At 68.4% G+C, this 18,591-nt stretch carries 18 protein-coding genes; 2 read left to right on the forward strand and 16 right to left on the reverse strand.

All coding sequences use genetic code 11. From position 1 onward, the window contains the following. Window position 1: 1 nt before the first annotated feature. Together pip and ypfJ are read right to left on the reverse strand one after the other, a co-directional pair. A complete protein-coding gene (gene pip, locus MOX01_RS16265) occupies window positions 2–979 on the reverse strand; it encodes a prolyl aminopeptidase (RefSeq protein WP_046746659.1) in 978 nt (325 codons plus the stop codon). Between the two features lie 67 nt (window positions 980–1,046). Continuing rightward, the gene (ypfJ, locus tag MOX01_RS16270) at window positions 1,047–1,931 is read right to left on the reverse strand and encodes a KPN_02809 family neutral zinc metallopeptidase (protein ID WP_127011748.1); all 885 of its coding nucleotides are present in this window, start codon (window positions 1,929–1,931) and stop codon (window positions 1,047–1,049) included. Between the two features lie 52 nt (window positions 1,932–1,983). Between ypfJ and MOX01_RS16275 the strand changes: the two genes are divergently transcribed. Further along, complete coding sequence (locus MOX01_RS16275) at window positions 1,984–2,973, forward strand: malate dehydrogenase (protein WP_061015505.1); 990 nt, start codon at window positions 1,984–1,986, stop codon at window positions 2,971–2,973. A gap of 54 nt (window positions 2,974–3,027) precedes the next feature. Then, window positions 3,028–3,504, forward strand: a complete 477-nt coding sequence (locus tag MOX01_RS16280; protein WP_141370538.1) for a recombinase family protein — start codon at window positions 3,028–3,030, stop codon at window positions 3,502–3,504. 13 nt (window positions 3,505–3,517) lie between these two features. Here MOX01_RS16280 and MOX01_RS16285 read toward each other — a convergent pair whose 3' ends face one another. The 14 genes from MOX01_RS16285 to MOX01_RS16350 all read right to left on the reverse strand — a co-directional run bounded on the left by MOX01_RS16285 (window position 3,518) and on the right by MOX01_RS16350 (window position 18,585). Further along, window positions 3,518–4,153 carry a hypothetical protein gene (locus MOX01_RS16285; protein WP_141370540.1) on the reverse strand — a complete coding sequence of 212 codons (636 nt, stop codon included), beginning with the start codon at window positions 4,151–4,153 and terminating at the stop codon, window positions 3,518–3,520. A gap of 33 nt (window positions 4,154–4,186) precedes the next feature. Continuing rightward, window positions 4,187–5,875 (reverse strand): alpha/beta hydrolase, encoded by a 1,689-nt coding sequence (locus MOX01_RS16290; RefSeq protein WP_170224291.1) that lies wholly within the window; start codon window positions 5,873–5,875, stop codon window positions 4,187–4,189. Beyond that, on the reverse strand, window positions 5,856–6,170 hold the full coding sequence (locus MOX01_RS16295) for a hypothetical protein (RefSeq protein ID WP_141370545.1): 315 nt from the start codon (window positions 6,168–6,170) through the stop codon (window positions 5,856–5,858). Before MOX01_RS16295 ends, MOX01_RS16290 begins: the two co-directional genes overlap by 20 nt. Before the next feature lie 150 nt (window positions 6,171–6,320). Next, window positions 6,321–6,608 carry a WXG100 family type VII secretion target gene (locus tag MOX01_RS16300; protein WP_052748607.1) on the reverse strand — a complete coding sequence of 96 codons (288 nt, stop codon included), beginning with the start codon at window positions 6,606–6,608 and terminating at the stop codon, window positions 6,321–6,323. Between the two features lie 120 nt (window positions 6,609–6,728). Next, a complete protein-coding gene (locus MOX01_RS16305) occupies window positions 6,729–7,394 on the reverse strand; it encodes a hypothetical protein (RefSeq protein WP_141370547.1) in 666 nt (221 codons plus the stop codon). A 68-nt stretch (window positions 7,395–7,462) separates the two neighbouring features. Further along, window positions 7,463–8,137, reverse strand: a complete 675-nt coding sequence (locus MOX01_RS16310; RefSeq protein ID WP_046746665.1) for a hypothetical protein — start codon at window positions 8,135–8,137, stop codon at window positions 7,463–7,465. Window positions 8,138–8,174: 37 nt separating this feature from the next. After that, window positions 8,175–8,783 carry a hypothetical protein gene (locus MOX01_RS16315; RefSeq protein WP_058631568.1) on the reverse strand — a complete coding sequence of 203 codons (609 nt, stop codon included), beginning with the start codon at window positions 8,781–8,783 and terminating at the stop codon, window positions 8,175–8,177. Then, window positions 8,780–10,081, reverse strand: coding sequence for a hypothetical protein (locus MOX01_RS16320; protein ID WP_058631569.1), 1,302 nt, complete (start codon window positions 10,079–10,081; stop codon window positions 8,780–8,782). Before MOX01_RS16320 ends, MOX01_RS16315 begins: the two co-directional genes overlap by 4 nt. 13 nt (window positions 10,082–10,094) lie before the next feature. Beyond that, window positions 10,095–10,442, reverse strand: coding sequence for a hypothetical protein (locus MOX01_RS16325; protein WP_046746669.1), 348 nt, complete (start codon window positions 10,440–10,442; stop codon window positions 10,095–10,097). An 87-nt stretch (window positions 10,443–10,529) separates the two neighbouring features. Next, window positions 10,530–11,429 (reverse strand): hypothetical protein, encoded by a 900-nt coding sequence (locus MOX01_RS16330; protein WP_058631570.1) that lies wholly within the window; start codon window positions 11,427–11,429, stop codon window positions 10,530–10,532. 97 nt (window positions 11,430–11,526) lie between these two features. Beyond that, window positions 11,527–11,814, reverse strand: coding sequence for a WXG100 family type VII secretion target (locus MOX01_RS16335; RefSeq protein WP_052748607.1), 288 nt, complete (start codon window positions 11,812–11,814; stop codon window positions 11,527–11,529). Between the two features lie 120 nt (window positions 11,815–11,934). After that, window positions 11,935–16,434 carry a type VII secretion EssC family protein gene (locus tag MOX01_RS16340; RefSeq protein ID WP_141370549.1) on the reverse strand — a complete coding sequence of 1,500 codons (4,500 nt, stop codon included), beginning with the start codon at window positions 16,432–16,434 and terminating at the stop codon, window positions 11,935–11,937. Window positions 16,435–16,477: 43 nt separating this feature from the next. Next, a complete protein-coding gene (locus MOX01_RS16345) occupies window positions 16,478–17,878 on the reverse strand; it encodes an RDD family protein (protein WP_141370551.1) in 1,401 nt (466 codons plus the stop codon). Beyond that, complete coding sequence (locus MOX01_RS16350) at window positions 17,875–18,585, reverse strand: hypothetical protein (protein ID WP_230977970.1); 711 nt, start codon at window positions 18,583–18,585, stop codon at window positions 17,875–17,877. The genes MOX01_RS16345 and MOX01_RS16350 overlap by 4 nt, the downstream gene beginning before the upstream one ends. Window positions 18,586–18,591 lie beyond the last annotated feature (6 nt).

Below are 18,591 nucleotides of genomic sequence, written 5' to 3' on the forward strand. Positions count from 1 at the left end.
GTCAGCGCTCCGCGCGGGCGAATCGGTCCGTCGCCGCCCGGAGCGCCTTCTGCGTGCCGGGTTCCGTGGCCGCGTGGCCGGCGTCGTCGACCACGACGAACTCCGCCTCCGGCCAGGCACGGTGCAGATCCCACGCGGTCATCATCGGCGTCGCGACATCGTGGCGCCCCTGCACGATCACCGTCGGGATGTGCCGGATGGCGTCGACTCCGGCGATCAACTGGCCCTCTTCCCACCAGCCCCGGTGGACGAAGAAGTGGTTCTCGATGCGGGCGAATGCCGTGGCCTTGTCGGGATCGGCCATCGCCTCGATCTGCGCCTCGTTCGGCGTCAGGGTGACGGTCGCCGCTTCCCAGGTGGACCAGGCGATCGCTGCCGGGACGTGCACAGCGGGATCGGGATCGAACAGACGGCGGTGGTAGGCCTCGATCATGTGCGAGCGCTCCAGCACCGGGATGGGCTCGATGAACTGCTCCCAGAGATCGGGGAAGAGCGCCGCTGCTCCGCCCTCGTAGAACCACTCGAGCTCGACGCGACGCAGCGTGAAGATGCCCCGGAGCACCAGCTCGGTCACGGCTTCGGGGTGCGCCTGCGCGTAGGCGAGGGCCAGCGCGCTTCCCCACGATCCTCCGAACACCTGCCACCTCTCGATGCCGAGGTTCTTACGCAGCAGCTCGATGTCGGCGATCAGGTGGGCCGTCGTGATGTAGCGGAGGTCGGCGTCGGGAGCACTCGCATGCGGGGTGCTGCGTCCGCAGCCGCGCTGGTCGAACAGCACGATCCGGTAGCGCTTCGGGTCGAAGAACCGCCGCTGCCAGGGGGACGTCCCGCTGCCGGGGCCGCCGTGGAGGAAGACCACGGGCTTGCCGTCAGGATTGCCGCTGACCTCCCAGTAGACGCGGTGGCCGTCGCCGACGAGCAACTCCCCGGTCTCGTACGGCTCTATCGGTGGATACAGTGCATCCGTCTTCTTCATCATCGGTCCCCCGGCCGGTCGTGCTGACTACATCGTCAACGGTAGCGGACGTTCTCGCGCCTGTCCGATATCACGGATCCAGCTGATCGGCGGGCAGGGTCAGCACCTGCGCGCACACACCCAGACCGTTCTGGTAGCCCTCGGCGAACCATCGCTTCCTCTGTTCGCTGGAGCCGTGCGTCCAAGTCTCCGGATTCGAGAAGCCGGACTGCTCCTGGATGTGGTCGTCGCCCACGGCCTCTGCCGCGTTCAGCGCGTCCTCGATCTGCTGCTCCGTCGGCTTCTCCAGGTACGGATTGCCTTCGGCGTCCTTCTGCTCCGTCATCCGCCCGAGCCACCCGCCGGCGTAGCAGTCGGCCTGCAGCTCGATGCGCACTCCGTTGCTGCCGGGGCCCGTTCCGTTGTTCGGGTAACGGTCCATATCGCCTGTGATGTTCTGGATGTGGTGCCCCCACTCGTGGCCCACGATGTAGAGCTGGGCGAGATCACCGGCCGAGGCTCCGAACTGCTGCTGCATGAGCTGGAAGAACGTGGGGTCGACGTACACCTTCTCCTCCGGTGGGCAGTAGAACGGCCCGACGGCGTTGGAGGCGGTGCCGCACTGCGTCGAGGTCGCCCCGTCGACGACGATCATCTCCGGCGCGCGGTAGCCCTCGACGTTGTCGCTCCAGAAGGCATCGAGGGCGACCTGCGCACCCGCCATGCGGCAGTCGACGTTCGCGTTGGCATCGGCCCCCGTGTCGCAGTTCTCGATGGCCGATCCGCCGGCCGGCTCGCTGCCTCCGCTCGGAGCGCCGCCGCCGACCAACCCGCTGAGGTCGATGCCGAGCAGAGGACCGGCGATGAGCGCGATGAGCGCGAGCACTCCCACGCCGGAACCGCCGGCGATGGCCGCTGTGCGGCCGCGTCGACGCGTGGTGTTGCCCGAGATGTCGGCATCGGGATTGAAGGTCATGCGTCGAGATTACTCTGAGCAGAAGCATGTCGAACGGACGTAGGCTCGGGGCATGACGACCACGATCACCATCACCGGCGCGGGCGGACAGATCGGCTACGCACTCCTCTTCCGCATCGCGGCCGGAGACCTGCTCGGGCCGGACGAGAAGGTGCGGCTGCGACTGCTGGAGATCCCGCAGGGACTCGGTGCGGCGGAGGGCGCAGCACTGGAGTTGCAGGACGGTGCGTTCGGGTTGCTCGAGCACGTCGAGGTGACGGATGACGCGGCGGTGGGCTTCGATGGCGCCGACCTCGCGCTGCTCGTCGGCGCACGTCCGCGCGGGCCCGGCATGGAGCGCGCTGATCTGCTCGCCGCCAACGGCGGCATCTTCGGCCCCCAGGGTGCAGCCATCGCCGCGAACGCGGCCCCCGGTGTCCGGATCACGGTGGTCGGCAACCCCGCCAACACCAACGCGCTGATCGCCGCAGCCTCCGCCGACGGCGTGCCCGCCGAGCGGTTCACGGCTCTGACGCGCCTCGACGAGAACCGCGCGCGGGCCCAGCTCGCGCTGACCCTCGGCGTGCCGGTGCACACGGTTCGGCGGGTTCCCATCTGGGGCAACCACTCCGCGACGCAGTTCCCCGACATCTCGCATGCGACGGTCGGTGGCCGCCCCGTGCTCGAGCCGCTCGAGCAGATCGTGGGCGACGTGACCACCTGGCTCGACGAGACGTTCATCCCTCGCGTCGCCAAGCGCGGAGCCGAGATCATCCAGGTGCGGGGGTCCTCGTCCGTGGCGTCTGCTGCGAGCGCGACGATCGACCACGTGCGCGACTGGGTACACGGCACCGACGACTGGACCTCGGCCGGCGTCGTCTCCCACGGTGAGTACGGGGTTCCCGAAGGCCTGATCTCGTCGTTCCCGGTGCGTTCGGTCGACGGCGAGTGGCAGATCGTCGAAGGGCTGGAACCGACGGACTGGGCACGTACCAGGATCGATGCCTCCGTCGCGGAGCTGGTCGAGGAGCGTGAGGCCGTTCAGGCGCTCGGTCTCTTGTGAATCCCATCACCGCGACGCACGACGACAGGGCAGAATGGACGCCGGAGGTGCGCGATGAGCGAGACGATTGATCCCACGAAGACCACGGCATCGGTCGATGCGGCTCTCACGAGCCCCCTGCATCTGCCGCATGATGCCGCAGCGTGCCCGAAGTGCTTCACCGAGCTGCAGCAGAACCGCAACTTCTGGACGGCACGGCCAGACGGCTCACGGCTGGTAGGCCTCGTCGTGTCGCGAGAGGGCATGCCGTCCGTCGTCGAGCAGCGCAATGACCTCACTCGCTTCGGCGTGCCGATCGAGGGCTTCCGCCACCCGGCGCCCGACATCCTGGAAAGCTGGAACGACCGCCTCGCCCGCCTCATCTCGACGCTGCGCACGGGCGATGTCGTCGTGGTCGTGAACATAAAGGCGCTCGGTCTCGACGCCGACGAGGGCGCACGCACCGTCGCCGAGCTGCGCAAGCACGGCATCATCGTCAAGGTGCTGAACCACGACGCCCGGCACCTGGCCGACGCGGCCGCCGCCCACTGACGGGCGACGATTCCTACGGCTTGGGCGTCGGGCCGAAGGCCGGCTCGCCGGGTTTCACACCGAAGAACAGCGGATCGCTCGGCGACTCCTCGCGCGGCAGGTACCCCTCGGAAAGGTTCGCATCACCGAAGAGCAGGTCCCCGAGCTCGTAACGGTCGCCGGGCCAGCACTTGGTCGTCGCCGTCACGAGCACGTTGCCGTTCGTGATGAACGTCACCGTCAACAACGAGAAGTCACCCTGCTCGCGCACGATCACATCACTCGACTGAGTCTCGCCCGACCCCAGATCCATGCCGTCGAGCTCGTAGCCCGCATCCGTGAGGTACTTCTGCACAGCGACGGATCGCTCGGCATGCTGCTCCGGGTCCACCTCCGTCGATCGGGCGAGAGAGAACTTGTAAGAACCGTCCGGGCATCCCGCCCCCGAAGGCTCCATGCCGAATGAGCCCCCTGGAGCCTCCCACGGGCCGTCGAAGATCAGCGCCTGGACGCCGTTCGTGACCTCCCGATAGTCGAGGTAGTGCTGCTTCGCCTGGGCGACGAGCTCGTCGCCGGTCGGGGTCGCCATGCCGTCTCCTTCATTCGTGCACCCGGTGAGGGCGAGCGCGAGCACCGCCACCGCTGCGGTGATCCGCCAGCGCTTCCCCATCCGCCCGCCCCTTGCTGCCGTTGCCACCACGGCTCAGTTCCACGCCTGGCCGTTAGCCACGATGTAGGCAATGTTACGGAAGGATTCCGAATCGCGAGCGAGGTACCCGTTGTCTTCTTCCCACCAGCCCCAGATACTGTTGCCGCCGTCGTGCGCCGCGTGGCCCGGGGTTCCGAGGCCGTCCTCGGTGCCGCCGCCCACTTTCGGCACGGTGCCGCCGTCGCTTTCGAAGCTGATCGCTCCCGGCAGCTCTTCGGGGTTGGTGCCGTGTCCGAAGGAGCTGTGCTCACCGTAGCGGGCGACCAGATCGCCGGGAGCCCGCGACGCGTAGATCTGCGTGCCGGAATAGTCCATCGGATCATCTCCGGTCCACGTCTGGTGGTAGCCGTCCGGCACTCCCGCCGAGCCGACCGCGATCAGATTGTCGACACCGAGGTTGTCTGGGGATCCACCAACCGCCAGGAAAGCGGTCGTGCTGCCGTACGAGTGCCCGATGACGGAGGTGGTGACGCTCGACGACACCTCGTTGTCGAGCCCTCGCAGCGTGGTGCTCAGAGTCGCGGCCCCCTCTGTGGCGCTGCCCATCGTGTGCTCGGTGAGAAGGTTGGGCGAGTCGTATCCGTACCAGGCGATCGTCGCCGACCTGGTCCCGTCGTTGTACCCGTCGGCGAAGAAGTTCAGGTCGCGTGCGCTCTGCCCCCATGCCTCGAGGTCTCCGAGGCCCGAGAACATCCCGCCGACGAGCACGTTCACGTTGGTGACACCTTTGAGCGGGTCGACGGGGTTCCCGTTCTCATCCTGAATGGTCACGCCGTACATGACGGCAGCGGTGGCTTGCGGCTGCTCGAACGGGTTGAACATCAGCAGCTGCCCCTGGAACCGGTTGATCTCGATACCGAGGTCCTTGAACTGCGTGTCCAACGGCTCGCCGTAGGGTCCGGCGTCGATCACTCGTTCATACGCCGTCCTGTTGGCGAGCATGCGGTCGAGGTAGGGCACGCCTTCGAGGTTTCCGATGAAGCCCGGATACGTGAGACGGAGCGCATCGCGCTGTGCATCGGTGAGACCGTCCCAGATCTCCGTGACCTCGGCAGGGGTGTCGGCGTTCGCCAGCGCGTCGATCGCCGAGAGGGTCGAGTCGCTGAGGGTCGAGCCATCCGAACGGACGAGTCCGGCGATCGCTGCACCATACGCCTCGTCCCAGAGCGCGTATGCGGCTTCCCAGCTCTCCCAGAGCCCCTCGAGGGCGCTACGGGTCGTGGCGAGCGAGCTCTGCGCGTCGGTGACGTCCTGTTCCGCGGTCGAGCGCGTGCTGGCGCCGTCGTCGGGGGTGCACATCTGCTGCTGGGACTGTGCGCTCTCGAGATCGGCGACCGCCGCCGCGTGCGCCACATGCGCGGTCTCGATGTCGTCGATCAGGTCGTTCGCGGTTCTGGCGTGCGTCGCGACAGCCTCACCGTAGGCCCGCACGACGTCGGCGATGCGTCCGAGTGAGGCGATGGTGGGGTTCATCCGATTGGCGAGCAGCCCCGATTCACGCTGCACCAGAGTGATGCTCTGACCTCGCCCCTCGAGGCCGCCGTCGATGTTGCGCAGCACGATCTGCGCGTTCCCTCCGGCGTCCGTGAGCTTTCCGAGATCGGCGTGGATCCCTTCGAGCTGCCCGCTGTCATACTCGATCTCCTCGAGCGTCCACCCGCGGTTAGGAGAGGTCAGCGACATAGTCGGCATCCCATCCGCTGCCCAGTGAGACGTCGAGGTCTTCGAACGACTCGTTGATGCTCGTCAGCCGATCGGTGACGCCGATCCCCTCGAGATGCTGCGCCCGCGCCTCGAGCATCGCCTGCCCCAGCGCGTTCTCGAGCATGACCCGCAGGCCTGTGCGCCCCGCGGGATTGCCGACGCCCGTGTCGCGCGCGGCGATGTCGTTGGCGTACATGACGTAGTCACCGATCGAGAAGCTGATCTGCAGGACGGCGCCTTCGAGTGCGCGCTTGTCGATCTCGACATCTGACATGGCTTCCCCCCGGTTCTGCCGCGATCCACCATAGCCGGACGCTCGCCCTGCGCCGATGGGGAGAACTGCCCATCGGCCCGTGATCTCCGGACCACAAGGCGCGAAGAAGGGGCCGACGGCGAACCGTCGACCCCTTCCCGAAAGCGTGTGTCAGCTGCCGGCGAGCTGCTGGTCCAGATCCTGGATCGCCCGCATCATCCCCAGCAGCGACTCCGACATGTCGTTGATGCCATCGACCGCCGTCTTCAGACCCGTCGTCAGCTCCGTGTACCCCTCACCGAACTTCCCCGACGCATGCTGCGTCTTGAAGTCATCACCCAGAAGAGTGTCGACCTGACCCTTCAGCGTGTCCAGCTGACCCTGAATGTCATCACGAGCCTGCGACAGCGAACCCGCCACCTGCTCCATCTCCGCATAAGACGCACCGAAATCGGCCATCGTCCACACCTCCGCAAATCGAGAGAACCGGACCCCTCCGGCCCGAATAACCCCACCCTACGCGGCACCCACGAACACCGTCGATGGGGACAACTCCCCATCCACCCAGCGCGTACGGGATCAGCGGCGGACGAACACGGATCGGATCCGCACCCACAACGGATCCGCCTCCGACAAACCGGAGACGAGATGCATGACTCCCCCGACCTGCCCGAGGCCCGCCGCCAGAGCGATCACTCCGACCGCAGCCGAGGCCGCCGTCATCGAGGTGACTCCGGCTCCCAGATCACGGACGAACAGGGCGATGCCGCCGACGGCAACCAGCAGGGCAAGTGTTGCGGAGACGAGTCGCACGAAGACGCGCGGTTCGAAGTTCGCGGTGCGCGCCCGGAGCCAACCACCCGCGCGGCGCTGCCGCCCGCCTGTCGTGTACGGCAGACGAAGCCACCAGGAGGCGGCCGACAGGATCCGCCGACCGCTCCACCACAGCGCGACCAGGACGGCGAGTCCGGCCAGTGCGACGATCACCGCGGTCACGATCACCGCCAGGTCGACCGGGGCGAGCGACCCGCCCAGCATCCGCACGGCTTCGATCATCCCTGCCGTGACGAACGCGCCGCCGATCGCGAGCGCGAAACCCAGGAGGCCCAGAGCCCAGCGCGACCAGCGCTCGAAGTCCGTCCGCAGCACGGCGGCTGCGCGATCCGCATCCACCGGACGAGCATCCTGCGTGCGCGCCGCATCGATGAGGGGTCGCGACTCGGGTCGGATCAGCGCAAAAGCCATCGGCCCAGGTTATTCGCCGTCCAGCGGCGCCTCGAACCGTGCCCCCTTCGGGGGGCTGACGAGCTCGATCAGCCGCGGTCTGCCTGCTCCTCAGCGGTCGCCGGCACTGCGGGCTCCTCGGCGAGCTGCTCCCAGGCGAACGTCGAGATCATGGCGTCGCTGAGCAGCTCGATGCCGTCGAGCACCTCTGCGGGGATCACATCGCCGTCGGGGATCACGATGGTCGACGTGAAGACGAGCGCCTTGCGACGCAGCGTTCCCGGCACCGGGATGATGTAGGTCAGGGTGCGTCCGCTCACGCCGTCGATCGCCTGTGCGCCGGCCGGACGCTTCGTCTCGGCCGACCACCTGACGATGTGCTTGAGGTTCTCGTCGAGGAACACCGCCCCGCGCGCGCGGAACGCCTCCGTCACCCAGGCGTCGAGGTTCTCGCCATCCGGCGCGTCGAGAGCGGATGCCGTGATCGACAGCGGCAGCAGCTCCTCCATCGGCACGTCCTCCTGCCGATAGATGGCGAACACCTTGGTGCGCCGCATGCCCTGATTGGCCTGGGCCATCATCGTGCGGAACTCCGCATCCAGGTCGGGGCGTCCCGCCTGCATGAAGATCGCGCTCGCCTTGCGCACGTCCTCCTGCTGTCCCGCGTTCGTCGGGAGGTGCGCCTTCCACCCCGGGGGCAGCACGAGCCGGAAAGCCGGGATGCCGAAGCGGAACTCCACGCCGAGGTCGTTCATCTCGTTCATCGGGTGGTACTCCTCGTGTCGATCGTGAGGTCGGCAGTCACGCAGGCCGGCCGCTCGGCAGGGTGATGCCGGCGATGATCTTCGGGATCTGCTCCTCCATGAGGGCGAAGGGCTCGAGCGTCGACCCCATCGCCTCGATCATGATCGCAGACTCGCCGTCGCTGAGCATCACCGTCCAGTTCGCGATGGGGCGCGCCTCCCCGTCGTCGAGGAGCACGGCGGACGTGCGTCGCAGAAGGAAGCCCTTGCCATGGGAGTCAGTCTCCAGTGCCGTGAGTTCGGATGCCGTCGAGTCAGGGAGGGTGGCGATCTCGGTCAGGATGGCAGGGATGTCCAGGTCGGCGGCGGCGGAGACCGTGATCTCGATCAGGACGTCGCTGTACGCCCCGCGGGGGACGAACCACAGTTGCACGGCGGCGTTGCCGGCGAGGCCCAATATGCCCTCTGCCGTGAAGGCGAGCGCCTCGCGGTCACCATCGGTGAGCGGGGAACGTTCGGCGTAATGCTCGACCGCGGCCGACACCCATTGCTCCCCGATGCCCGGCTCACGCCGCAGCAGATCGGCTGCAGGCAGCGGGATGTACCACTCCGCGTCGTAGGCGAAGTCCCATCGCGACGCGCCGTCGGCGACCGGCACCGAGGTCATCGGGTGAGACCGTTGAGCATGCTGGCCGGCGACAGGCCACCGGAAGGACTGCCGCCCGCGAGAGCCACACCCTTGTCCGCCCACTTGTACACGTTGTAAGCCTGCTCGAACAGGTCTGGCGCCGGAGCCTTCGCGAGGCTGGAGAGGGCATCCGGCAGCTGGTTGATCAACCGATTCCCGTATCCGGTGCCCGCCGCGACCGCCTCCTGGAACGAGACGGTGAACGACCGGTTGGCTCCGCCGAGGAAACGCTGACCGAGCCCCGCGAGGGTGAACGGGCCCGTCATGCGCGTCCGAGAGGCGTTCTGCACGAAGTTCGCGAAGTTCGCCTTGCTCATCACGCCCCAACTTCCCTTGGGAGCCGCGGTGATCCCACGAATGTTGCGGATCTGGCCGAGCGGCCCGGTGAGCTGCTTCGGAATCGCCTTGAAGAACTTCCCGAGCCCCTGCCCAAGCTTGCCGATCGGAAGCACGCCGATGATCGACATCGCGAGATCACCCCAGCCCTTCCGTCCGTCGAACATCAGGGCGACGGTCAGAGCGAGCGCGATGACGCCGACCACGAGTGCCGCGATCGCGAAGAAGGGCCCGCCGATGATGAGTCCGAGCACGGCGATCGCGAGCCCGATCCAACTCACCCATTCGGCCACGACCGCGAGGACACCCGCGATGTTCTCCCACGTGGAGTCCTCGCCGATCTTGTTGGCATCGGTGAGGCCCGACACAGCGGTCTCATAAGCGGTGTGCCAGGTGTCGTACTCGCCGTCGAACGCATCGAGGTTGTCGTTGTGCGTGGTCTCCGCGGTGCTCAGGGTCGATGCCGCACCGGAGGCGGCGTTCGCGAGATTCGTGCCGGCTGTCGTGTTCGCCGCCGCGTCCTCTTCCGCCGGCGGGTTCAGCCGCGTCGACGTGTTGTGCGCCTGAAGCGCGTCGGCGGCGTCGGCGGCGTTCGACTGCGCGGTCTGCAGCTCGGTGAGGCTGGTCTGGCAGTCGGCCACGATGGTGCGCATGCGGCTCTGCGCGGTCTCGAGCGCCGTGGCGTAGTTGCTCAGCGTCGTGCCTGCGGGCTTGTAGCGGCGACCCGCCTCGTCGAGATCCTTGTGGACGTCGTCGACGACGTCCTTGATCTTGTCCATCGCGTAGCCCTCGCCGTCGATGGATCCGTCCTTGATCCCCTTGAGCGTCGCGGCGGCACTGACCATGCTGTCGCCCAGTTCGACGATCTTCGTTCCCCGGTCGGCGATCGCCACGGCATCCCCTGCCACGACCTCGACGTCACGCCCCTTGTTCGTTTGCATCTGCTTCTCTCCCCTAGACCGCTGCCGGCTGACGTCCGGCGCCCGGCGCGCTACCCGAACCCGACTGCTCCATCGACGTCGCCATCTCGGTGTCGAGGCTCATGACCTCGTCAACCGTTCCCTTGACGCGATCGGCGACCTCTTTGAGCTTGGTGAGCAGCTTGTCGCGACTGTCGTTCCAGCTGCCCTCGAAGTCGTGGCAGCGATCCTTGAGCCGTCCGTCGCCGTAGGGCCTGCCGACGGCGTTCTCGACGTCGTCCTGCTTCGCCGCGGCGGACTCCAGCTCGGCCACGATCGCCGTGAGCTTCTCGCTGGTCGTCTGCAGATCACTGATCGGCACGAGCATGCGTTCGCCTGCCATGGTCCCCCTCCTTCTTTCCCGGACGCTACGACGTTACTGGGAAGGGCGGCACGACGCGATGGGGAGTACTCCCCATCTGCCCGCGCCTCACACCCTCCAGCTGCTGTTCTTGCGCTTCTCCAGGATGCGCTCGGCGATCTTGATCGTGTCGGCGATCGACAGGAGGGAGAGTTCCGTGAGCGCCGCTGCACCGAGACCGCGCTTCTGCGCCTTGGCGGCGGTGGTCCGGACCGCAGGGCGCGCCTCCCGCGAAAGCATCTCGGCGAAGCTCGACCAACGGCGGAGGTCGAGCGTCGCCAGCTCGACGCGGTGGGCGCGGCGGAGACGCGCGAGTCGACGTCCGCCAGCTCTGCGCGTCGCGCTCGCCTCGTCGGCCGTGTAGTCGCCACGGCTCTGGGCCACTTTGGCCTGCTTCTGCGCAGTCGCCTCGATTACCTGCGTGACCTCCTCCGCGTACTCGGGCATCGACCGCAGCAGTCGCCGCTCCTCGGCCACCCAGCGCCGCAGGAGCACATCCCCGCACTCCGGACACAGCTTCTCCGGCATGACACCGTCGACCGCATAGCCGCATGCGCAGTCGATACCGCCGCGCTGCTGCGCCCGATGCGGACGTCCGCCGAGCCTCGCCCGCAGGAGTGAGGCTCCCACCGCGCTGCGCCCGAGCTCATCCGCCAGGAACCCCTCGCCGCTTCTGCGCTGCATGTCGGCGACCAGCAGCTCCCAGCGCTCCTGGTCAGCCGGCCGGATCAGCGGGCGGGCGGAGTTCGCGTACTCGTCCAGCACCGCAGTGATCTCCGCTTCCTGCGCGGCCCGCTTCAACGCGGTCGCGGAGGTGGCTCCCGGCCAGGACGGGAACGCGATGTGGGCCGCGAGTTCCCGCATCCGCGCATCACCCGAGACTCCCGCTGCCTCATGCAGCGCGGCCAGGGGCGCATTCGCCTCCAGCACACCACGTTCGAACTCCTCGACAGCCTCAGACGCACTCATGCTCCCAGGGTAGACGCCCCCATGCGACGAAGAGGGCCGACCGTCATGGTCGACCCTCTTCGTGAAACGCCGCTGTGCCAGCGGGTGGCGCTGTGTGTCAGCTGCCGGCGAGCTGCTGGTCCAGATCCTGGATCGCCCGCATCATCCCCAGCAGCGACTCCGACATGTCGTTGATGCCATCGACCGCCGTCTTCAGACCCGTCGTCAGCTCCGTGTACCCCTCACCGAACTTCCCCGACGCATGCTGCGTCTTGAAGTCATCACCCAGAAGAGTGTCGACCTGACCCTTCAGCGTGTCCAGCTGACCCTGAATGTCATCACGAGCCTGCGACAGCGAACCCGCCACCTGCTCCATCTCCGCATAAGACGCACCGAAATCGGCCATCGTCCACACCTCCGCAAATCGAGAGAACCGGACCCCTCCGGCCCGAATAACCCCACCCTACGGAACCACCCGCGCCGACGTCGATGGGGACAACTCCCCATCCACGATTGCGGCCGTCGTCTACCCCTCGACGAGCGGCAGCTGCACCGTGACCTGGCGTCCGGCCTGCACGAAGATGCCTCGCCCCTCGGGGAAGTCGGTGCGCTTGACCTTCGGGAACGGCACCTTGAACACCGCGTCGCCGTCGAAGGAATCGGGCTTGAGGATGATGCCCTTGCGCCCGGCCTTGAAGTCGCCGATGAACCCGAAGCCGCTCGTGACCTGCGTGACGTCGGCATCGCCGATGAGCAGGTGGTCGCTGCGGTTGATCGCCTGGAAGAGGGCCTTCATCTCGCGCTCGGCCGGGCTGTCGGCGAACTGGGGCACGTCTTCGACCACGATGAGCACTCTCGTCGGGAGCGAGTCGTCGGCGATCAGCTCGGTGATCTCCTTGGCGAGCTCCTTCGCGTCCTCCGGCGTCACGGCGCTGCGCGTCCAGCTCGTGTAGTCCTTGAGCTGGGCACGACGGCCTCCGAAGTGGAACAGCACGGTCGCCGGGTCGAGTCGCCGCATCGAGGTGATGAGCGACTTGAGGGCGTTGGTCTTGCCCGACGACGGCGGACCGGCCACGACGAACGTGCCGACCGGGTCGAAGTCGCGCGCCGCCAGGGTGTCCTCCGCGACACCGAGCACCGGGAACTCGCCCAGGCGATCGGGCAGGTCGCGCACCGACAGACGGGTGGGCAGCGCACCGATCTCGGGCACCTCCCTCGCTCCCGCCGCACGCAGCCTCTCGGCGACGCCCTCGAGCAGCTTGGTCTGCTCCGCCACGTTCGGGGTCCCGCCCAGCGTCGCGATCTGCGTCTCGCGGCCATCGACGATGGCGCGACCGGGCGCGGAACGCTCGTCCAGCACATCCTTGGGCGCGTTGAGCATCGCATACCCGGACTCATCCGAGAGGCGCAGCACCACGCGCCGCGAGACGTTCGCGCTGACCGCTGTGGGCACGGAGCCGGAACGGTCAGCGCTCGCGATCACGTGCACGCCCAGCGGGCGACCCTCGCCGAGGATGCGCATGAAGGTCTGGTAGAACGGCATCCGCGCGGTGGTCGACTCCCACTCGCTGCGGAACTGCGGGAAGCCGTCGATCAGCAGCAGGATGCGCGCCTCGTCCCGCCCGGTGAGCTCGCGGTACTCGGTGAGGCTCGAGGCGTTGGCGGCGCTGAAGCGCTTGCCGCGGTCATCCAGCACCGCGGCCAACGAGCGCAGCACGCGCTGCACGCGCTCGGAGTCGTCGCCCGAGATGATCGAGCCGACGTGCGGGAGCATCTCCAGGCTCTTGAGCGAGCCGGAACCGAAGTCGAGTCCGTACACCTCGACGTTCGAATGCGCGGGGTCGAAGCCCGCCGCGATCGCGATGGTGCGCAGCACGGTCGACTTGCCCGACCCGCTCGTTCCGTAGACGAGGAGCGAGCCGTCCTTGTCAGGATGGAAGTACGCCGGCTCCTGCAGCTGCCGCTCCGGCACGTCCATCTTGCCGAGCAGCACCTGTCCGTCGCCGAGCACCGGGAGGTCGCGCATGTCGACGGCCCCCTCGAGGTCGTCGAGCCACGGACGTCGAGGCGCGGGGATACGAGCCGCACGTGCCGCGTTCACGAGCGTCGCCACGATGCGCTTCTGGTCGTTGGGTCCGAGATCCTCGTCGTGGGACTCGGACTCCGGAGCCTGCTCGGCCTCCCAGGTCTGGATGGAGCCGAACCGGAGTTCCGCCACCTTCACCTCGGCGACCTGCGCCTCGTCCGTCGTCCATCCGCCGGCGTAGGCCGACTGGAACGGCACGAGGCGTCCCGGACCGGTCTTCGCGATGCCGCGCCCCGGCAGCGAGGGCGGGAACGTCGCCGCCACCGGATCGTCGACGACATCCTTCGAATCGGATTCGTCCGCCATGCGCAGCGCGACGCGCAGGTTCGTGTTCGCCCGCAGGTTGTCCTTGATGACACCGGCCGGTCGCTGCGTCGCCATGATCAGGTGGATGCCGAGGGAGCGACCGCGCTGGGCGATGTCGACGACGCCGTCGACGAACTCCGGCACCTCTCCGGCGAGCGCGGCGAACTCGTCGATCACGAGCACGAGCGCTGGCGGAGTCTCCGGGTCACGCCGCTTCTCGAGTTCGAGCAGGTCCTTGGCCTTCTTGCGGTTGAAGAGGTGCTCGCGGTGGTGCAGCTCGGCGCGCAGGCTGGTGAGGGCGCGACGCACCAGGTGCGGGCTCAGGTCGGTGACCAGGCCCACCGTGTGCGGCAGGTCGACGCAGTCGGCGAACGCGGAGCCGCCCTTGTAGTCGACGAAGAGGAAGGTGACGCGATCCGGGCTATGGGCGGCTGCCATGCCGAGCACCCAGGCCTGCAGGAACTCGCTCTTACCGGCACCGGTCGTCCCGCCGACGAGGGCGTGCGGACCCTGGGTGCGCAGGTCGAGGGTCATCGCGTCGGTCTGCGACTGTCCGATGATGGCGCGCAGGTTCCCCGCCTTCTTCAGCCGGGCCTGCGGGGCGCCGGAGCGGTCGATGATCGTGTTGTTCTGGCGCCAGCGGTCGATCACCGCGTTCGCGTCCTCCGCGACCTCGGTGCCCACCAGGGAGAGGAAGCTGACCGAGTTCGGGATGTCGGAGGAGTCCTCGATCACGGTGCTGGAGTCGACGACGGGGGCCAGCCGCTTGGCGAACATGGTCATGTAGGCGTGCGAGACGCCCTCGACCTGCACTCCGCGATAGTCCACGCCGCTGCGGACCGTGCCGACCACCGCATCGCCGAGCCCTGCGCTCACGTCGACGAACGTGCGGCACGCGGCGGGCAGCGCCTCGACCACGGGAGCGACGAACAGGGCGTACACGCCGACGTCGGCACCGCGTTCCAGGATCTGGGTCAGCCGGGCGCGATCGACAGGAGCATCGTTCGTGATGATCACGAGGATCGCCGTCTGGCCGGGGAATGTCGCGTCCTCGGCGGCGCGCTTGACGTCGGTGCCGTAGCGCATCGGGTCCCAGTCGGCGCCGTACGGGGGCCGGGCGGACTTCGACTCCCGCGAGCGACGCAGGACGATCTCCTCCAGGCCGCTGAGCAGTGCCGTGCCGGTCGAGGCGGAGTCTGCCAGAGGCATCTCCTTGAACGGGTTGCGCTCACTGGAGGTGTGGGGCAACCACTTGAGCCAGTCGAGCTCGTTGGCCCAGCCCGGCTCGGTCAGCGCGACCGTCACCAGCTCGTTCGGCGAATGCGTGCCGAACAGCTGCACGGCGATGCCGCGGAGCGCGTCGCTCGCCAGCGATGTGGGACCGGCGACACCGATCGACCCGACGCTCTGGAGCGACTCCAGGATCGGCACGTCGTCGATCATCCGGTACCGCTCCTCGAGGCGGTCGACGCGCTCGACGTACTCGACGAGCGCGTCAGGGCTCTCGGTGCGCTTGATGCGCGTGCGCGCCTCGCTCTCGCAGACGCCCAGGCGCATCGCGAGGAAGTTCCAGTGCTCGGGGCGTCGCGTCCACAGCAGGGGTCCGAGCCGCATCGCCTCGTCGAACACGACGGCGACGGCCGGTACCTCGTTCTGCCGCACCTCCCGCTCCCTCGGGTGGGAGTGGTAGAGCGTCTCCTCCAGGCGTTCGAACTGCTCCTCGAACGACTCCGCCTCCTTGCGCAGACGCTGACCGAGGTTGGTCTTCTGCGAGATGAAGTTCCCGAACATCATCATCGGCGACGCGGCCGCGATCAGGAGGGATGCCGGACGCTGCGTGATGCTGAACATCGTGACGGCCAGCAGGATCGGAGCGACGAGCATGGGCCAGGGGAACAGCCGGGACGGCTGGTCGCGGGGGTAGCGCGGTTCGTCCAGTTCCTGCCCGGTGAAGCGCTCCTCGACGCGCGGGCTGCGGTTGAACATCAGAGCGCCTCCGCGCTCGAGCACCGGGTCGCCGCTGGCGGAGCCGTCGAAATCGCTCACCATGTGCACGACGAACTCGCAGTCGCCCAGCACGAAGCTCTGTCCCGGGATGACCCGGAGCCGCTGCACGAGTCCGCCGTCGACGAGGATGCCGTTCGCGGAGTTCAGGTCGACCAGTTCGACGAAGGTCGCCGCGACCTCGATGCGGGCGTGCCGCTTCGAGACCAGCGGGTCGGCGATGGTCACATCGTTCGCGGCGTCGCGTCCGATCAGGAAGTGACCGATCGGCAACGGGAACTCCTGGCCGGCGGCAGGACCGGCGACGACCGTGAGGACGGCGGCCGGGTGCGTGCCCGCCCCGCCCACCGACGCCCGATGGGATCCGACGTTGATCACCTCGGCGAGGAACCCGGAGCCGATCGGGGCATCGCCCACGAGCAGGTCGGGGTTGAGCATCGTGAGCTGCTCGCTGGTCGGCGGGGCGACAGACAGCGTGAGCACATCGCTGGGCGCCGCCATGATGCTGCGCGCGGGGTCTGTCGTGGCGATCTGCCGCGCCACGTCGGCGATCGTCGCCGTCGAGTCGGCCATCACGACCACGTCGGTCAGGGGTGCCGCGGGTCGACGCAGGGTCAGCTTGACTCTCATCGCTCGTCCTCACCGCGCCGAGGGCGCATCTCACTGCTCAGGGTCATACCCACTCCACCAGGAGGGACCGGTCGCCGAAGCGCACCGTGTCGCCGATCTGCAATTCCGCGGGGTGTCCCGCCGGCAGCGCTGTCTCAGAACCGCCTCGGACGATCGCGCTGCCATTCGTGGAGGCCCGGTCGACGACGAAGACGCCCCGTCGGGCCGGCATCACCGCGATGTGGGTCTTGGACACCGAGCGCGTGTCGTCGACGACCGGCACCAGGAGCGCCTCGCCCTCGCCAGCGGCGGCACTCGGGGACCGCCCGAACAGCGTCGTCCCCCGCACCTCGATGCGCTGCCCGGTGTCGAGCACCAAGAGCGCTCGTACTCCCATCGGCGCGGGGGAAGCGGCGGGTGCGGACGCGGGAGATGCGGCAGGTACCGGTGCGTCCGGGGCTGCCGGCGTTTCCACAGCGGGGGCCGCTGCGGCGGCGGCAGAGGCGGCGACAGGAGCGGATGTCGGGGGCCGAACGGGCGCCGGTTCCGGGACAGAAGGAGCCGAAGCCGGTGCGGGAGCCGGAGCCGGAGCCGGAGCCGGAGCCGGAGAGAATGCTGCCGGGCCGGGAGCACCCGTCGCCAGGGACGGGGGCACGGCCGACACCATGGATCCGACGCCCGGGGCCTCCTGCGGCTCCGGCGCGGTGCCCCCGGCGGATCGATGCGCGCCGATCACGCCGCCGGAGAACCGTGCACTCGGAACGTACTCCGCCGGGGCATCGCGATGTACCGGCGTGGCCAGGGACGGGAGCGGCGCCTTCTCCTCGTGCTCCGGCGTCTTCACCCGCTTGCGCGCGATGCGCATGCGCTTCTGGTCGTAGGGGTTCAAGCCGCCCCGCACGTCCACGAACCAGGTCGCGGCGGCCAGGTCGAGCCATCCACGGCCGCGCTTCTCGATATCGAAGAGCGGCGAGAGCATGATCACCAGCACGGGGCCGACGATCGGCACGATGAACGAGGCGTACGCGACGAGGTACCGGACCACGGCACCGCGCCAGAATCCCGGGCGCTCGAGAGTGCGGACGTTCACCGAGCGGATGCCGCAGATCGCCTTGCCGAGCGTCACTCCCTTGCGTCCGTGCAGCACGAGCTGGACCACCACATACGCGATCATCAGCCCCTGCGAGACCGCGGCGGCGACGATGAGCCACACCAGGTCACCCCGGGCGAAGAACGTCTCCGCGTCGAACTCCCCCGACACCGCCTGAGCGAGCACGGGAGTCAGCGCGATGATGGCCGGAAGCGCGATGAGCACGGCCACCGTCCACTCGATGAGAGCGGCGAGAACACGCGCTCCCCGTCCCGCCGGTCGCAGCCCCAGCGACGCCGCGTACGCGGGGTCGGGGCGTCCGTGCGCGTCGAGCCCTTCGACCTCGGGAGCGTGGTCGTCGATCTCCCAGATCACTCCTGCTCTCCCTCGGCCTCGTCGACGGCGTGCGCGGTGTCGAGCAGAGGCAGGTCGCTCTTGCCGACCAGGCGCGAGGCGATCACGTGTTCGACCAGCCGCGCGCGACGGTTGGTCGCGAAGCTGCGCTGCCCACCGCGCATGCCGGGCACACCGATCCGGTCGAACTTGTCGCACACGTTGTCGAGTTTGCGGTTGAAGCGGGTGACCGTCCACCCGAGTCGCTCCGCGGCCTTCGCCGAGGTGGGGATCTCGCTCATGCCCGTGCCGTCCCTGCGCAGCTGCGGCTCGGCCAGCGCGAGGATGAGGAGCTTCTGGCTGAGGGTCAGCGGTACGTCTCCGATCGTCGATGCGCCGCCGTCGTCGTGCTCGCGTCTGGTCGCACGGAACGTCGGCTCGGCCGCGTGCAGGGTGAGCTCGTACGTCGTCGGTCCTGCGCTGAACACGACCGTGGTGGTCTCGAAGACCAGCGGAAGACGGGCGCCGGGCGCGAGCCATGCCTGCACTCCGCCGGCCGAGTCGGTCACGGTCGCCGTGAGGCGCGTGCCGACGTTCGACAGCCACCACAGCCCGTCGGCGTCGGTGATCTCCAGGAAGTGCCGGTGCAGGAACAGATTGTCGTCGAGTTCGAGGTCGCCCTCGCGTCCGACGATGAACCGCCCGCCTCGACGGACCGGGAAGTACTCCCCCGCGAACTCGACGGTCACACCGCC

The sequence above is a fragment of the Microbacterium oxydans genome, from assembly GCF_006540085.1.
Lineage (GTDB): Bacteria > Actinomycetota > Actinomycetes > Actinomycetales > Microbacteriaceae > Microbacterium > Microbacterium oxydans.

What these genes read in the sequence shown, in the direction of transcription:
- pip (WP_046746659.1), bottom strand. Translation starts at nt 979, where the DNA reads ATGATGAAGAAGACGGATGCACTGTATCCACCGATAGAGCCGTACGAG.
- ypfJ (WP_127011748.1), bottom strand. Translation starts at nt 1,931, where the DNA reads ATGACCTTCAATCCCGATGCCGACATCTCGGGCAACACCACGCGTCGA.
- MOX01_RS16275 (WP_061015505.1), top strand. Translation starts at nt 1,984, where the DNA reads ATGACGACCACGATCACCATCACCGGCGCGGGCGGACAGATCGGCTAC.
- MOX01_RS16280 (WP_141370538.1), top strand. Translation starts at nt 3,028, where the DNA reads ATGAGCGAGACGATTGATCCCACGAAGACCACGGCATCGGTCGATGCG.
- MOX01_RS16285 (WP_141370540.1), bottom strand. Translation starts at nt 4,153, where the DNA reads ATGGGGAAGCGCTGGCGGATCACCGCAGCGGTGGCGGTGCTCGCGCTC.
- MOX01_RS16290 (WP_170224291.1), bottom strand. Translation starts at nt 5,875, where the DNA reads ATGTCGCTGACCTCTCCTAACCGCGGGTGGACGCTCGAGGAGATCGAG.
- MOX01_RS16295 (WP_141370545.1), bottom strand. Translation starts at nt 6,170, where the DNA reads ATGTCAGATGTCGAGATCGACAAGCGCGCACTCGAAGGCGCCGTCCTG.
- MOX01_RS16300 (WP_052748607.1), bottom strand. Translation starts at nt 6,608, where the DNA reads ATGGCCGATTTCGGTGCGTCTTATGCGGAGATGGAGCAGGTGGCGGGT.
- MOX01_RS16305 (WP_141370547.1), bottom strand. Translation starts at nt 7,394, where the DNA reads ATGGCTTTTGCGCTGATCCGACCCGAGTCGCGACCCCTCATCGATGCG.
- MOX01_RS16310 (WP_046746665.1), bottom strand. Translation starts at nt 8,137, where the DNA reads ATGAACGAGATGAACGACCTCGGCGTGGAGTTCCGCTTCGGCATCCCG.
- MOX01_RS16315 (WP_058631568.1), bottom strand. Translation starts at nt 8,783, where the DNA reads ATGACCTCGGTGCCGGTCGCCGACGGCGCGTCGCGATGGGACTTCGCC.
- MOX01_RS16320 (WP_058631569.1), bottom strand. Translation starts at nt 10,081, where the DNA reads ATGCAAACGAACAAGGGGCGTGACGTCGAGGTCGTGGCAGGGGATGCC.
- MOX01_RS16325 (WP_046746669.1), bottom strand. Translation starts at nt 10,442, where the DNA reads ATGGCAGGCGAACGCATGCTCGTGCCGATCAGTGATCTGCAGACGACC.
- MOX01_RS16330 (WP_058631570.1), bottom strand. Translation starts at nt 11,429, where the DNA reads ATGAGTGCGTCTGAGGCTGTCGAGGAGTTCGAACGTGGTGTGCTGGAG.
- MOX01_RS16335 (WP_052748607.1), bottom strand. Translation starts at nt 11,814, where the DNA reads ATGGCCGATTTCGGTGCGTCTTATGCGGAGATGGAGCAGGTGGCGGGT.
- MOX01_RS16340 (WP_141370549.1), bottom strand. Translation starts at nt 16,434, where the DNA reads ATGAGAGTCAAGCTGACCCTGCGTCGACCCGCGGCACCCCTGACCGAC.